Genomic DNA, 14,816 nt, shown 5'->3' on the forward strand with positions numbered 1-14,816 from the left:
GTCCAATCACCGTGGGGACGGGAGGCGCTCCTTCAGGAGTCTCAGGGGAGGGAGCCATCGATTGCCCGATCGCGCACCTGAGGAAACACAAGAGGCCGCCCCTCAATGCGAGGTGACGGCCTCCGTCCTTCCCGCGCCCGGGGCACGGACTAGCTCTGGAGCTTGATGTTCTTGAGCACCGCCAGCCGCGGATCCACGAACTTCGTGTCGCAGCCGCACTGCTTCTCGTTGAGGTTCTGGCCGCACTGCATGCACAGCCCGCTGCAGTCCTCGCGGCACACGGCATTCATCGGCAGGGCCAAGAGCACCTGCTCGCGGACGATCGGCTCCAGGTCGATCACCTTCCCGTCGAACACCTCCGCATCCGCATCATCCAACGCGAATGAGCCACCGCTCTCCCCCAGGCCCTTGTCCTTCTCCTCTTGCTCCTCCTCGTCCAGCAGGCCCCCGCCACGGGCGAGTGACTCAGGAACGAGGTTGAGGGTGAAGGACACCGGCAGCTCCAGCTTCGACTCCGTGAGGCAGCGCTTGCACTCGGCCACCACACGCGAGGTGAACTTGCCCTCGAGCAACACGCCCCCGCTCACCTTGCGCAGGCTCGCCGAGACAACCAGGGGCTCGAGCGGCCGGAAGCTGGACCCCTCCAGCGCGGCCCCGAGCAACTCCAGGCTCATCTCCTTCTTCACCTGGAGCCCTTCGTCGCGAATTTCTTCAATCTTTACGAGCATCTACCCGAGTTCCTATCCAAAAAGGGGCGCGCATCATGGTGAGGCTCCCTCCCGCAGTCAACGCGCCCGAACTCTTTAGATGTCACCGGCCCTTCACCGTTGCGAGACTGTCCTCGCGGTAGAGGGGTGCCTGGCCGTCTGCTAGGGTAGGTACCAATGTACGTCCGGCGGTATCGCGTGGTGGCCAGCATCGTGGTGGCGAGCCTGCTGTCCCCCGGCGCCTCGCTTGCTCGGCCTATTTTCCCTCGTCCCCTCCTCTTCCAGGTGGCTCCGGCACGCCCGGAGATCGCCCGCGCTCAGCAGCAGATAGAGAACGGCGAGTTCGAGGAGGCGGTGAAGACGCTGGAGGCCGGCCTCGACGCCCCCGACGTCACCGATGATCAGCTCGTGGAGCTCTACCGCCTGCTCGGGCTCACCTCGCTGTACCTGGGGGATGAGGCGCGGGCGCGCGAGGCCTACGAGATGCTCCTCCAGGCCCGGCCGGACTACGAGCTGCCCCGTACCGCGCCTCCGAAGATCCGCACGCTCTACGCGCGCATCAAGGAAGACATCAAGAACCGCCGCGTTCGGCCCGTCACCCTCCAGGTGGACCCCATCCCGGACCCCGAGGGCAGCGAGCCCGTGATGGCGCAAGCCCTCATCCAGGACATGGCGCTCGGGGCGCGGGCACGGCTCTTCTACCGGCGCGCGGGCGCCCAGGCGTACAGCTCGGTGGACTTCACGCGCGACCGGACCAATAAAGAGCGCTTCACCGCCACCATCCCCGCCTATGAGCTGCCCCGCACCGCGTCGGCCTACGAGGTGGAGTACTACTTCGAGGTGGCGGACGCGGCGCAGCGGCGACTGGCGGGCCGGGGCGATGCCTTCAACCCGCTCGTCTTCCAGGTGGCCCCCGAGCCGGGCACGGTGGCCACGTCCGCCGCGAGCGAGCGCCCCTGGTACAAGAGCCCGTGGCTCTGGGTAGTGGTGGGCGCGGTAGCCATCGGGGGCACCGCTGGCGCCGTCGTCTACGCCACCTCCGAGGAGCGGGGCCGCGTTCCCATCACCATCCGCGTCAACCCATGAGCCCGCGACCCTCCCTCCTCGTTTTGCTGGGCGCCACCCTCGCCGCTGGCTGCGGGGCTGAGCCCTCCTCGTCCGGAAACCGCCTCGGCCTGGAGCTGACCATCTCGCGCGCCGTCGCCGATGAGCTGGGCGCCTTCCAGGTGGTGGTGTTGCCCGAGGGGCAATCGCGCCGGTGTGGTGACATTCAACGCACCTGTCTCAACCAGCAGGTGAAGCCCCAGGAGGCGCTCGTCATCCAGGGGCCGAACGGCACCAAGGCGCGTGCTCTGCGCTTCGAGGCGGGGCTCCAGGGCGGAGCCCAAGAGCTGACCGTGGACATCCCGGTGGGCCGCGATTACGTCGTTGTCATCGAGGCGCTCTCGCGCTCCAACCCGCCGCGCTTCCTGGGCAGCTCCTGCAACTACCTGGAGTCCGTGAGCGCCACCCGCAATGAGCCGCTCATCGCCGCCGCCATCACCCTGACGGCCGTGGAGTGCGACCCCACCTTCGCTCCCTGAACAGTCCGAGCGGACGGACGAGCCCTGTCACAGAGGCGTCACCTGCTCGTCATTCAACCGCCATCGCCAATCTGCTACCCCTAAAGTGCAATCAGGGGGCTCGGAGGAGCGATGGCGCGCATTCTGATCATCGAAGACGAGCAGGACCTGTCCGGACTGGTGGAGTACAACCTGCGGGCGGCGGGATTCGAGGCGGAGGTAGCGGGAACCGGTGCCAGCGGACTGGCCCGGGCACGTGCCAACGTGCCGGACCTCGTGCTGCTGGACTTGATGCTGCCAGACCTGGCGGGCAGCGAAGTGCTGCGCATGCTCAAGAGCGACACCGGGCTGCGCAAGGTGCCGGTCATCATCGTCAGCGCCAAGGGGCAGGAGTCCGATCGCGTCCAGGGCCTGGAGCTGGGCGCGGATGACTACGTGGTGAAGCCCTTCTCGGTGCGCGAGCTGCTGCTGCGCGTCCGGGCGGTGCTGCGGCGCGCCGATGTCGACGAGGGCCCCGCCGCCCAGCTCACCGCCGGCGACATCCAGCTCGACACCTCGCGCCATCAGGTGAGCGTGAAGGGCCAGGAGGTGGTCCTCACCGCGCTGGAGTTCCGCCTGCTGCGCACCCTCCTGGAGCGCGCCGATCGCGTGCAGACGCGCGAGGTGCTCCTCTCGGACGTGTGGGGCATCCAGGCGGAGATCCACACCCGCACGGTGGACACGCACATCAAGCGCCTGCGCGAGAAGCTCGGTCCCGCGGGTGACATCATCGAGACGGTGCGCGGCGTGGGCTACAAGCTCAGCCCCCCGTCGCGCTAGAAGCCCATGCCCCTGCGCCTCTTCCTGCTGCCCCTGCTGGCCCCCGCGCTCGCGGCGCTCGTCCTCTTCCTCCTGCTGGGCTGGAGACTGGACGCCCTCTTCGTGGCGCTCGCCACGCTCTCCGGCTCCTTGCTGACACTGTTGGCGGCCCGAGGCGCGCTCAAGCGGCAGCTCCTCACCCTGGCCCGCCAGGTCCGCACCCGCGCCGAGGGCTCCTCCGCTCCCGGCAACCGCGAGGACGAGCGCGACCGCTCGAGGAAGTGGCCAACCTCCAGGGCGCCATCGACTCGCTCCACCAGCAGCTCTCCGCGCGCAACGCCGGCCTCAACCAGGAGTCGCGCACCCTCACCGCCGTGCTGGACGGCATGGCCGAGGGCATCTGGGTGACGGACGCCGAGGGCACGGTGGTGCGCCACAATGACGCGCTGCGCGGCATGCTGCAGACGACCGGGGACATCATCGGCCAGCGCCCCCTGGCGCTCCTGCGCAACGACGGACTCAACGAGGCCGTCATCCGCGCCTGCCGGGAGGGCGCCTCCACCCGCCTCGAGCTGACGCTGGAGGGCCTGTTCCCCCGCATGCTCGCCATCCGGGTGACTCCGCTCGGCAAGGACCTGCCCGGCAGCGCCGCCGTCTTCCACGACGTCACCGAGCTGCGCCACCTGGAGAAGGTGCGCAAGGACTTCGTCGCCAACGTCTCCCACGAGCTGCGCACCCCCATCACCGCCATCCGCGGCTACGCCGAGACGCTCCAGGGCGGGGCCCTCCAGGACGCGACCATCGCCCCCAAGATGGTGGACATCATCCACCGCCAGTCCGAGCGCCTCTCGGAGCTCGTCGAGGATCTGCTCGAACTGTCCCGGTTGGAGTCACGGGAAGTGAAGTTGAAGGTGACGGACGTGCCCCTGGCGGTGGCGGCCTCCCGGGCTTCCGAGGTGGTCCGACACAAGGCCCAGGGCAAGAAGATTACGGTCGAGCTGAACATCCCCCCGGGGCTGGTGGGGCGAGGAGACGAGCGGGGGCTGGAGCAGGTGCTCCTCAACCTGCTGGACAACGCGGTGAAGTACACCCCCGAGGGCGGGCGGGTGGTGGTGACGGGCGCTCTAGAGGAGGCGCGGTGCGTGGTCCACGTCCGGGACACCGGGGTGGGGATAGAGCCCAGGCACCTGGCCCGCATCTTCGAGCGCTTCTACCGGGTGGATAAGGGCCGAAGCCGGGACATGGGGGGGACGGGCCTGGGCCTGTCCATCGTCAAGCACCTGATGAGCGCCATGGGGGGCGAGGTCCGGGTCGAGAGCCAACCAAACGAGGGCTCTACCTTCACAATTTTCCTACCAGCGGCGGTGCCCTCGGCCTCGGTAGCGGGTTAGGATGGGGCGGCCATGCGGGTCGCCATCCTCGCCGACATTCACGGGAACCTCCCCGCCTGCGAGGCCGTCCTCGAGGATATTGCCCGGGTCGCGCCCGACTACATCGTGGCCGCCGGGGACCTCGCCCTGCGTGGCGCGCACCCGCGCGAGACGGTGGAGCTGCTCTTTGATCGCTGTGATGCGATCCTCATGGGCAACACCGACTGCTACCTCGCCGGCCACTACCTGGGTGGGGCCTACCGCGAGCGCGACCACTGGAAGACCGAGCTGCTCCAGTGGACGAGGGATCAGCTCGGGGATCCCTGGCTCAAGAAGCTGGGCGCCCTGCCCTTCTCCCAGCGCTACTCGCCGCGCAAGGGGCAGGATCTGTTCGTCTGCCACGCCAACCCGCGCAACCTCGAGGACTCGCTGGATCCGACGTTGGACGAGAACACCATCCGGCGCTACTTCCAGAACCTGGACGCGGCGGCGTGCGCCTTCGGCCACCTGCATTTCCCCTACCGCCGCCGCGTGGGCCGGCTGCTGATAGCCGACGTGGCCAGCGCCGGCATCCCGCGTGACGGAGATCTGCGCCCCGCCTACGGCGTCTTCACCTTCACGCCCAAGGGCTGGCGCGTGCAGATCCGCCGCGTGCGCTACCCGGTGCGCAAGGCCACCCAGGCCCTCACCGCGCGCCGCGTGCCCGGCGGCCCCCTGCTCATTCACAAGCTCGTCGAGGCGCGCTACCGCCACCACAAGGCGCTGATGGAGGCCGCGCGCCGTCACTCGGGACTGCCTCCGCCCGGCCCAGTGCTGCGCCCGCCTCCGGGGGCCAACATCCCCCACAGGGCCCCTACACCGCTGGAGCTGCCCGTGGTGGCCGCCGCCCCGCCGATGCTCCTCAAGCAGGCCGCGGGCGACGAGGAGCATCACCACGCTGCCGCTGTCGAGGACGAGCCAACGCCTCTGTCCACTGTCACGGACTTGGACGGCTGACGCGGGAACGTTGCTTGCCTCTCTGGCCCCAGCGGCCTAGGCACGCGGCCCGCCATGTCTCCTCACCAGATGCCCCTGCTGCTCGTCCGCCATGCGGTGGCCGAGGACGCTCACCCTCTGGGTGACGAGGCCCGTGCCCTCACCGTCGAGGGCCGCGCCGCCTTCCGCACCCATGCGCGCAAGCTGGCGCGCCTCACGCCCATGACAGGCATTGTCACCAGTCCCCTGGTGCGCGCGGTGCAGACCGCGGAGCTCCTCGCCGAGGCCTTCGGGCTGGGCCAGGTGGAGGTGCATCCCGCGCTGCTTCCCCGCCACAGCGCGCCCAAGCGCATCCTCCACCTGGCGCGCGAGCTGGGCGCGGGGTGGATGCTGGTGGGCCACAACCCATCTCTGGCCCGCGCGGGCGCGCTCCTGCTCGATTTGGACGATCTGCCCGGAAAATTACGCAAAGGCACAGCGCTCGCGCTCTACCCTGATGGCAAACACTTCACCCTCGCATGGCTGGCGGCACCAGGCCGAGCACTTGTGCGTCGCCAGGATTGATTTCCTGGAAGCCGAGTGGCAGATGTTACACAGTTGTCGCAAATGCGTCACCCCGGTGCAAACGCCAGGGCCCAGAGTGCGCCTCCGCCATGCCCCACGTCCTCATCGTTGATGACGAGCGCGATCTCGCCGAGCTCATCGATTTCAATCTCCGCGCCGCCGGGTTCTCCACCCGCGTGGCCCCCACTGGCGAGTCGGCGCTGACGGCCACTCGCGAGCAGCGCACGGACGTCGTCCTCCTGGACCTGATGTTGCCGGACATGTCCGGGGTGGAGGTCTGCCGACAGCTGCGCGCCGCCGCTACCACCCGTGACGTGCTCATCGTCATGCTCACCGCCAAAGGCGAGGAAGCCGACCGCGTGCGCGGCTTCGAGGTGGGCGCCGATGACTACGTCACCAAGCCCTTCAGCGTCCGAGAGCTTGTCCTGCGCCTCAAGGCCATCCTCCGCCGCAGCAGCCCCGCCAAGGACGAGTCCGCGCCCGTCAAGCTCGGCCCCCTCACGCTCGACACCTCCGCCCACCGCTTCTACGTGGACGGCAAGGAAGTGACGCTCACCGCGCTCGAGTTCCGCCTGCTCGAGTACCTGATGACGCGCGTGGGCCGCGTGCAGTCGCGCGAGCAGCTGCTCGAAGAGGTGTGGGGCCTGTCCAGCAACCTGGAGACGCGCACCATCGACACGCACGTCATGCGCCTGCGCGACAAGCTGGGCACCGCGCGCGCCTACCTCGAGACAGTGCGCGGCGTGGGCTACCGCATTGTCGAGCCGGGAATGGTCTGAGCGTCGTCACCCATTTGTCACGCGCTTTCCCTTAAATAGCCACAGACGGCACATAGATGGGGGCCACCGCTGTTGTACGGCGGCCGGAAAGTACCGGAGCCCCCAAAACCTATGCGCAGTCTGCTTGCCGTACTGCTCACTCTGTCCCCTGGCGCCGTCCTGGCCCAGGAGACCCCGCCCGCCCCCGAGGCCCCCGCAGCCGAGGAGCCTCCTGCGGCCCAGGAAGCCGCCGCTGATGCGGACGTCGACGAGCGGGTGACGAGCACCGAGGGAAAGGTCTCCTCCATCGAGGAGCAGCTGGCCGAGATCAAGAGTGCGCTCTCCCCCCTGACGAAGCTCAAGTTCTCCGGCTACGTGCAGGCCCGCTACCAGTACGAGACGACGCGCGAGGACAACACCGGCGGATTCAGCCGCTTCACCGTCCGCCGCAGCCGGCTCAAGGCCACCTACACGGGTGACATCGCCCAGTTCATGCTGCAGCTCGACGCGTCGCCGACGGCCGTGTCGCTCCGGGATGCCGAGGCCACGCTCTTCATTCCCGGCACGAAACAGGACCAGGCGCTGACGCTGGGCCAGTTGAAGTGGCCGTTCGGCTACGAGTCCGTGCAGTCCTCCGGCGACCGCGAGTTCCCAGAGCGCACCCGTGTCGTCCGGGCCTTCCTTCCCGATGAGCGGGACCGCGGCTTGCGCTACAGCGGCAAGTTCGGCGTCTTCCGCGTGAGCGGCGGTGTCTTCGACGGCAACGGCATCACCAACCCCGGCTCCATCGGCGTGGACAACGACAAGGAGAAGGACGTCCTTGGCCGCGCCGGATTCGACCTGAAGTGGATCTCCGGCGGCATCTCCGGCTGGTTCGGCCACACCATTGCCAAGGGACCCACCGACACCAACCGCCGAGCCTACGAGCGCAGCCGCCTGGGCGCGGACGTGCAGCTCTACCTGGACTTCCTCCCCGTGGGCGCCACCGCCATCAAGGGCGAGTACATCCGGGGCACGACCTTCCTCTACAATGGCGTCGAGAAGTTCGGCCGTCCGGCCAGCGGCTGGTACGGGCTGGTGGTGCAGAACCTCGGCATCTCCAACGCGGTGGCGGTGCGCTTCGACCACTTCGATCCGGCCAATGGCACTCCGACCCTGGCGGACGCGAACGATCCCACCAAGCCGGCGGGCACCAACGCCACCGACACCATCGGGCTGACCGCCATCCACTACTTCGGCGAGCACCTGAAGCTCTCCGCCACGTATGAGCACCCCATGACGGCGGTCGTCGCGGAGGCGAAGGATCCGCACGACGACCTCTTCACGCTCCAGATGCAGGCCCGCTTCTGACCCGCAGCTTCCCCACTTCCTGGAATCCCAAGGAGACGTCCTCATGAAGAACTTCATCGCTTCCCTTGCCGCGGTGCTGCTGCTGGCCCTGCCGAGCGCCGCTCGCGCGGGCACCGTCACCGTCAAGGGCTCGGACACCATGGTCATCCTCGGCCAGCGCTGGGCCGAGGAGTTCATGAAGAAGACCCCCGCCACCAAGCTGCAGGTGACGGGCGGTGGCTCGGGCACCGGCCTGGCCTCCCTCATCAACGGCACCACGGACATCGCGATGTCCAGCCGCCCCATGAAGGACGCCGAGGGCGAGAAGCTGCGCACCCGCTTCAACACCACCGGCCAGGAGATCGCCGTGGCGAAGGACGGAGTGACCTTCTACGTCCACGAGTCCAACCCGGTGGAGGCCCTCACCCAGGAGCAGCTCAAGGGCATCTACCTGGGCGACATCACCAACTGGAAGGAAGTGGGCGGCCCGGACGCGCCCATCGTCGTCTACTCGCGCGAGAACTCCTCGGGCACCTACGTGTTCGTGAAGGACAACCTCCTCAACGGGGAGGACTACACCTCCAGCGCCCAGACGCTGCCCGGCACCGCCGCGGTGGTGAACGCGGTGGCCAAGGAGAAGAACGGCATTGGCTACGGCGGCGCCGCCTACGCCAAGGGCATCAAGGAGCTGAAGATCAAGAAGGGCAACGAGGCCATCGCCCCCTCCGCGGAGAACATCAAGAGCGGCAAGTACCCGCTCTCGCGCGACCTCTACTTCTACCTGCGCAACAAGCCGGCTGGCGAGGTGAAGGCCTTCATCGACTTCGCCCTGTCCCCCGAGGGCCAGGCGATCGTCACCAAGGTTGGCTACTTCCCGGTGAAGTAGCACTCCAGGGCGAAGCCACACGCGCGTCACGCGATTGTCACACGAGGCTCGAGGACAATGATGGATAGACAGGTGACCATGCAGGGTCAGGGTCTCGTGGAAACGGCAACCGTGGCGCCGCGGCTCTCCTCCACCGCCCGGCGCAGACAACTCCGGGAGAAGGTCATTGCCGGAGTCATCACCGCGATGGCCTTCACCGGGATTGCCGCGCTGGTGCTCATCCTCGTCTTCATCGCGAAGGAGGCACTGACGCTCTTCCTGGATGCCCAGGCCCGCGAGGAGGCCAGCCTCTCCAAGATGTTCCTGCCGCAGGTGGTGCGGCAGAACCGCCCGCCCGCCTTCGTGTGGCAGCCCGTCTCGGGGATACCGAAGGTGAGCATGATTCCGCTCTTCATCGGCACGCTGAAGACGACGCTGGTGTCCATGCTGGTGGCGGTACCGGTGGGAGTGATGGGCGCGCTGTACGCGGCGGAGTTCGCGCCTCGGCGGCTGCGCGAGGTGCTCAAGCCCACCATCGAGCTGCTCGCGGGCATTCCCTCCGTGGTGCTGGGCTTCTTCGCGCTGATGGTGCTCGCCTCCTTCCTGCAGGACACCTTCGGCCTCACCACGCGGCTCAACGCGGTGGTGGCGGGCCTGGGACTGGCGCTGGCCATCGTCCCGGTCATCTTCACGGTGTCCGAGGACGCGCTCACCGCGGTGCCACGCAGCTATCGCGAGGCCTCACTCGCGCTGGGCGCAACACCCTGGGAGACGGCCTGGAAGGTCGTGCTACCGGCGGCGGCCCCGGGAATCCTCGCCGCGTGCGTGCTGGGCTTCGGCCGCGCCATCGGCGAGACGATGATCGTCCTGATGGCCTCGGGCAACGCGGCCATCGTGTCGTGGAACTTCTCGGACTCGGTGCGCTCCATGTCCGCCACCATCGCCGCGGAGATGGGCGAGGTGGTGGTCGGCAGCCCGCACTACTCGCTCCTGTTCTTCATCGGAGTCGAGCTCTTCCTCTTCACCTTCATCCTCAACATGGTTGCCTCTACCTGGACCCGGCGGGTCCTCAAGCGACTGACGGGAGCGGGAGCGTGAAGCACACCATGCGCCGGGCCGTGGGCGCAGCGCTCACGTCCCTGTCGGGCCTCGCCGCGCTGCTCATCGTGGCCATGCTGGCCATCATCCTCTTCGACGTGGTCCGTGGTGGCATCGGGCACGTCTCCTGGACGTTCCTCTCCCAGCCGCCCTCTGACGGCATGATGGCGGGCGGCATCTTCCCCGCGCTCTACGGCACGGCGGCGCTCACCTTGCTGATGACGCTGGCGGTGATGCCGGTGGGCGTGCTGACGGCGGTGTACATGCACGAGTACGCCCCCCCGGGCTCGCGGCTTGCGGGCGCGGTGCGGATAGCGGTGGCCAACCTGGCCGGCGTCCCCTCCATCGTCTTCGGCCTCTTCGGCCTGGGCTTCTTCATCCACTTCGTCGGCGGGAGCATGGACCGGCTGCTCGGCTACCAGGAGCTGCACTGGGGCCAGCCGGGGATTCTCTGGGCCTCGCTCACCCTGGCGGTGTTGACGCTGCCGGTGGTCATCGTCTCCACCGAGGAGGCGCTGCGCGCGGTGCCGATGGACCACCGCACCGCGAGCCTGGCGCTGGGCGCCACCAAGTCCCAGACGCTGGCCCGAGTGGTGCTGCCAGGTGCGCTGCCGGGCATCCTCACCGGCGCCGTGCTGGCCGTGTCTCGCGGAGCGGGCGAGGTGGCCCCCATCCTCTTCACTGGCGCTGCCTACTTCCTCCCCGACCTGCCCAACACGCTGAACTCCCAGTTCATGCACCTGGGCTACCACACCTACGTGCTCGCCACGCAGTCCCCGGACGTGGAGGCCACCCGGCCCCTGCTGTACGCCACCGTGCTGGTGCTGCTCGCGCTCACCTTCGCCCTCAACCTCGTCGCGGTGCTCATCCGCGCCCGCACCCGCCGGCGCGCATCCGGCTCCCACTGACCCCCCGCCATGTCCCTCTCCTCCGTCGTCCCCGCGCGCATCAAGATGGAGGCGCGCCAGCTCTCCCTCCTCTACGGCTCCAAGGTGGCCGTGAAGTCGGTGAGCCTCACCCTGCCGGAGCACCAGGTCACCGCCCTCATCGGCCCCTCCGGCTGTGGCAAGTCCACCTTCCTACGCTCGCTCAACCGGATGAATGATCTCATCCCGGGCGCCAACCACCAGGGCACCGTGCTGCTGGACGGCACCAGCATCCATGACCGCAACGTGGATGTGGTGGACCTGCGCCGCCGCGTGGGCATGGTCTTCCAGAAGTCCAACCCCTTCCCCAAGAGCATGTTCGAGAACGTGGCCTACGGCCTGCGCGTGGGCGGGATGAAGGACAAAGCGGAGCTGGCCGCGCGCGTGGAGAAGTCCCTCCGGGGCGCGGCGCTCTGGGACGAGGTGAAGGACCGCCTCAACGACAGCGCCCTGAGCCTGTCCGGCGGCCAGCAGCAGCGCCTGTGCATCGCGCGCGCCCTGGCCGTGGAGCCCGAGGTGCTCCTCATGGACGAGCCCGCCAGCGCCCTGGATCCGATCGCCACGGCGAAGATCGAGGAGCTCATCCACGAGCTGAAAGAGCGCTACACCATCGCCATCGTCACGCACAACATGCAGCAGGCAGCACGGGTGAGCGACCGAACGGCTTTCTTCTACATGGGAGAGCTGGTGGAATGCGGGCCCACCGAGCAGATCTTCACCAACCCGCGCGAGAAGCGCACCGAGGACTACGTCACCGGGAAGTTCGGGTAGGAGCGAGGGAGAGCGGGCATATGCCGTCGACGCATACGGACAAGGCATTCGAGGCGGACCTCAGGGACTTGCGCGAGAAGCTGCTGGCCATGGGCGCCAAGGTGGAGGCGCTCATCGCGGACAGCATGCGCGCGCTCATCGATCGCGACTCGCCGCTGGCCGAGCGGGTCATCCAGGCGGACAAGGAGGTCAACCGCCTGGAGGTGGAGATCGACGAGACGTGCCGCCGCATCCTCGCGCTGCGCCAGCCGGCCGCCAGCGATCTGCGCCTCATCACCACCGCGCTGAAGATCGTCACCGACCTGGAGCGCATTGGCGACCTGGCGGTGAACATCGCCGAGCGCGCCAAGGACCTCAACGAGGCCCCGCCGCTCAAGCCCTACGTGGACACGCCCCGGCTGGCCGAGCTGGCCCAGCAGCAGGTGAAGAAGGCGCTGGATGCCTTCGTGTCCTCGGACGTGGCCAAGGCCGAGACGGTGCTCAAGGAGGACGAGCACCTGGACGTCCTCTACCTGAAGATCTTCAACGAGCTGCTCGGCTACATGATGGAGGACTCGAAGAACATCCGCCGCGCCACCGCGCTGATGTTCATTGCCAAGCACCTCGAGCGCATTGGCGACCACGCCACCAATGTCGCGGAGATGGTCGTCTACATGGTGCGAGGCACCGATATCCGCCACCCGCGCAGCCGCAACTTGACGACTTCTTCTTGACGCGAAAAGTCATGTCACCCACCTGACACCGCCAATTCTCCTGGCTGCCGAGGGAGCGTCACCACGCGGCCTTTGGGCTTCGCTAACTTAGCGGGTAGGATGCGCCGCGAATGCGCTCCCCCCGTTCAGGAGACAGCCCGCGCCCATGATCCACGCGCTCAGCCACACCCTGCTCGCCCTCGCCGCTTTTGGAGTCATCCCGCTCGCGGCGCAGCTCTTTTTCGTGCTGCGCCGGCAATGGACTCTGTCCCGGGCTCCCGCTCCGGTCTCCAACCGCAACGGCGGGTCCCCGCTGGGCATCTCCATCCTCAAGCCTCTGTGCGGGGTGGATGACGACCTGGAGGCCAACCTGGCGTGCTTCGCCACGCTCGGCTACCCGGCCTACGAGGTCGTACTGGGAGTGAAGGACACGCGAGATCCAGCCTACGAGGTAGCCCGGGCCGCCGTGACGCGCTGGCCGGGCGTCATGCGGTTGGAGCTCCAACAGGGCGAGCCCGGTCTCAACCCCAAGGTGAATCAGCTCATCACCCTGTCGGGAGCGGCCCGCTACGACATCCTGCTCATCAGCGACTCCAACACGCGCGTGGGGCCGGACTACCTGGAGGAGATTGCCCGCACCTTCGAGGACCCCAAGGTGGGCTGCATCTCGCACCCGGTGAGCAGCATCGGTGAGCAGACGCTGGGCTCGCTGATGGACAACCTGTACCAGAGCACCACGACGGGCGCGGGGCAGATCGCCGCGAAGCAGGCCGCCAACCAGGACATCGTGGTGGGCAAGTCCATGGCGCTGCGCCGGAGCGTGCTGGAGGCACTGGGCGGCTTCTACTCGGTGCGCAACGTGCTGGCCGAGGACTTCGTCATCGGCCGCTGGGTGTCGCGGCGGCTGGGCCTGCGGTCCGTGGTGGCGCGCGCCCCCGTCTACAACGTGTCGCAGAAGAAGAGCGTCACGGCCTTCTTCAAGCGCTATGTGCGCTGGTGCATCATCCACCACACCTGCATCCCCACCCCGGTGTACCTGGCGCAGTCGCTGCTCAACCCGCTGCCGTATGCGCTGCTGGGCACCCTGCTGGAGCCCTCGCTCCGGGCACTCGGAGTGGTGGGCGGGGTAGCGCTGGCCAAGGTCGTCCACGACGTGGCGATCTTCCGGGCGCTCCGGCCCGGGCAGGCCACCCCGGCGATAACGGTGCCGGCCGTGCTGCTCAAGGACGTGCTGCTCTTCGTCGCCTGGGGCAATGGCCTCTTCGCCCGCTCGGTGGACTGGCGCGGCAACAAACTGCGCGTGATGGACGGCTCGCGGCTGCTGCCGCCCACGCCCGCCCCGGTGGAGTCGCTGCCCACGCCCCAGGCCAAGTCCCAAGCCGAGGCCGACGCCGAGCGTACCGAGGAGCTGCTCGCGGGCTGACGGCTTCACCGCGAAGTCACCGGGCCCCCTCGGAAGGTTCACCTGGGGGCCATCCCCGTGTTTCAGCGGCTGGGTACTTCATGCGTACCCATGCTCATCCGAAAGCTGGCACACCTGTCGGACCTGCACCTGGACCTCTCCCGCGAGAGCGACGCGACGGCCACCGCGCTCGTGGAGACCCTCCTCGCCGAGCGCGTGGACCATGTGGTGGTGACGGGAGACCTGACCCACCAGGGCAGCCGAAGCGAGTACCGACGCTTCCGGGAGCTCTTCGCTCCGCTGCTCGAGGCCGGACGGCTCACCTTCATCCCCGGCAACCACGACCGCACCGGTGAGGACGCCGGCAGCAGTTGGATGAACGGCCAGAAGGTCCGGGTGGAGCGGCACGAGGACCTCTACCTGGTGTGCGTGGACTCCACCGGCCCGCACAACCGCAACTACTTCGCCTGCCACGGCGAGCTGACCCGGGCGGCGCTGGACGAGGCGGATGCCGCCCTGTGCGCCGCTCCGACGGGTGCGCTCACCGCCGTGTTGCTGCACCACCATGTGCTGCCCCTGCCTGAGGAGAGCCTGCCGGAGCGCTTCGCCACGCGCATGGGCTGGCCGCATGCCGCGGAGCTGACGCTGGGCGCCGAGCTGGTCCGCCGCGTCCAGGGCCGGTGCGATCTCATCCTCCACGGCCACCGGCACGTGCCGCGCGAGTTCGACCTGGGCCCCTTCCAGGGCCGCGGGCTGCGCATCTACAACTCGGGCAGCTCCGTGGAGCTCGGTCGCTTCCGCCTCTTCCAGCATGCAGCCGGCCGCCTGGTGGGCGAGCCCTCGTGGCAGCAGACGGCGCTTCCCCCGGCGCGCAAGCGCTCGGCCCCCAATGTCATGCCCGCCCTGCAGTACCTGGCCAGCCAGCTCACGATGTCGCTCGTTTGAGGGCTCGTCTCCTCCCCTGCCCTCCGGCCGACCTTGTTCCCTACGTGAATGCCA

16 protein-coding genes are annotated in these 14,816 nt (G+C 68.4%); 15 read left to right on the forward strand and 1 reads right to left on the reverse strand.

All coding sequences use genetic code 11. From position 1 onward, the window contains the following. Nucleotides 1-149: 149 nt before the first annotated feature. Entirely contained in the window at nt 150-728 is a 579-nt protein-coding gene (locus OV287_RS35865; RefSeq protein ID WP_267538540.1) for a YceD family protein, read from the reverse strand. Between the two features lie 156 nt (nt 729-884). On the opposite strand from OV287_RS35865, the gene OV287_RS35870 reads away from it, so the two are divergent. From OV287_RS35870 to OV287_RS35940, 15 genes are all read left to right on the forward strand, one after another. Further along, complete coding sequence (locus OV287_RS35870; protein WP_267538541.1) at nt 885-1,793, forward strand: tetratricopeptide repeat protein; 909 nt, start codon at nt 885-887, stop codon at nt 1,791-1,793. After that, nucleotides 1,790-2,290 carry a hypothetical protein gene (locus OV287_RS35875; protein WP_267538542.1) on the forward strand — a complete coding sequence of 167 codons (501 nt, stop codon included), beginning with the start codon at nt 1,790-1,792 and terminating at the stop codon, nt 2,288-2,290. Before OV287_RS35870 ends, OV287_RS35875 begins: the two co-directional genes overlap by 4 nt. A gap of 111 nt (nt 2,291-2,401) precedes the next feature. Then, a complete protein-coding gene (locus tag OV287_RS35880; protein ID WP_267538543.1) occupies nt 2,402-3,088 on the forward strand; it encodes a response regulator in 687 nt (228 codons plus the stop codon). Between the two features lie 260 nt (nt 3,089-3,348). Continuing rightward, a complete protein-coding gene (locus OV287_RS35885) occupies nt 3,349-4,458 on the forward strand; it encodes a sensor histidine kinase (RefSeq protein WP_267538544.1) in 1,110 nt (369 codons plus the stop codon). A 12-nt stretch (nt 4,459-4,470) separates the two neighbouring features. Further along, on the forward strand, nt 4,471-5,433 hold the full coding sequence (locus OV287_RS35890) for a metallophosphoesterase family protein (RefSeq protein ID WP_267538545.1): 963 nt from the start codon (nt 4,471-4,473) through the stop codon (nt 5,431-5,433). A gap of 54 nt (nt 5,434-5,487) precedes the next feature. After that, nucleotides 5,488-5,976 carry a SixA phosphatase family protein gene (locus OV287_RS35895; RefSeq protein WP_267538546.1) on the forward strand — a complete coding sequence of 163 codons (489 nt, stop codon included), beginning with the start codon at nt 5,488-5,490 and terminating at the stop codon, nt 5,974-5,976. Between the two features lie 89 nt (nt 5,977-6,065). After that, nucleotides 6,066-6,755 (forward strand): response regulator, encoded by a 690-nt coding sequence (locus tag OV287_RS35900; protein WP_267538547.1) that lies wholly within the window; start codon nt 6,066-6,068, stop codon nt 6,753-6,755. A 111-nt stretch (nt 6,756-6,866) separates the two neighbouring features. Next, nucleotides 6,867-8,084 (forward strand): porin, encoded by a 1,218-nt coding sequence (locus OV287_RS35905; RefSeq protein ID WP_267538548.1) that lies wholly within the window; start codon nt 6,867-6,869, stop codon nt 8,082-8,084. A gap of 43 nt (nt 8,085-8,127) precedes the next feature. After that, complete coding sequence (locus OV287_RS35910) at nt 8,128-8,949, forward strand: phosphate ABC transporter substrate-binding protein (protein WP_267538549.1); 822 nt, start codon at nt 8,128-8,130, stop codon at nt 8,947-8,949. Nucleotides 8,950-9,009: 60 nt separating this feature from the next. Then, nucleotides 9,010-10,026 (forward strand): phosphate ABC transporter permease subunit PstC, encoded by a 1,017-nt coding sequence (pstC, locus tag OV287_RS35915; protein ID WP_267542472.1) that lies wholly within the window; start codon nt 9,010-9,012, stop codon nt 10,024-10,026. Next, on the forward strand, nt 10,023-10,934 hold the full coding sequence (gene pstA / locus OV287_RS35920; protein WP_267538550.1) for a phosphate ABC transporter permease PstA: 912 nt from the start codon (nt 10,023-10,025) through the stop codon (nt 10,932-10,934). The genes pstC and pstA overlap by 4 nt, the downstream gene beginning before the upstream one ends. Nucleotides 10,935-10,979: 45 nt before the next feature. Continuing rightward, a complete protein-coding gene (pstB, locus tag OV287_RS35925) occupies nt 10,980-11,723 on the forward strand; it encodes a phosphate ABC transporter ATP-binding protein PstB (protein WP_267542473.1) in 744 nt (247 codons plus the stop codon). Between the two features lie 20 nt (nt 11,724-11,743). Further along, nucleotides 11,744-12,436, forward strand: coding sequence for a phosphate signaling complex protein PhoU (phoU, locus tag OV287_RS35930; RefSeq protein ID WP_267538551.1), 693 nt, complete (start codon nt 11,744-11,746; stop codon nt 12,434-12,436). A gap of 145 nt (nt 12,437-12,581) precedes the next feature. Further along, entirely contained in the window at nt 12,582-13,838 is a 1,257-nt protein-coding gene (locus OV287_RS35935) for a ceramide glucosyltransferase (RefSeq protein WP_267538552.1), read from the forward strand. A gap of 90 nt (nt 13,839-13,928) precedes the next feature. After that, nucleotides 13,929-14,762, forward strand: coding sequence for a metallophosphoesterase family protein (locus OV287_RS35940; RefSeq protein ID WP_267538553.1), 834 nt, complete (start codon nt 13,929-13,931; stop codon nt 14,760-14,762). The last annotated feature ends 54 nt before the right edge of the window (nt 14,763-14,816 follow it).

It is taken from the genome of Archangium lansingense, assembly GCF_026626635.1.
In the GTDB taxonomy this organism is placed as follows: Bacteria; Myxococcota; Myxococcia; order Myxococcales; family Myxococcaceae; genus Archangium; species Archangium lansingense.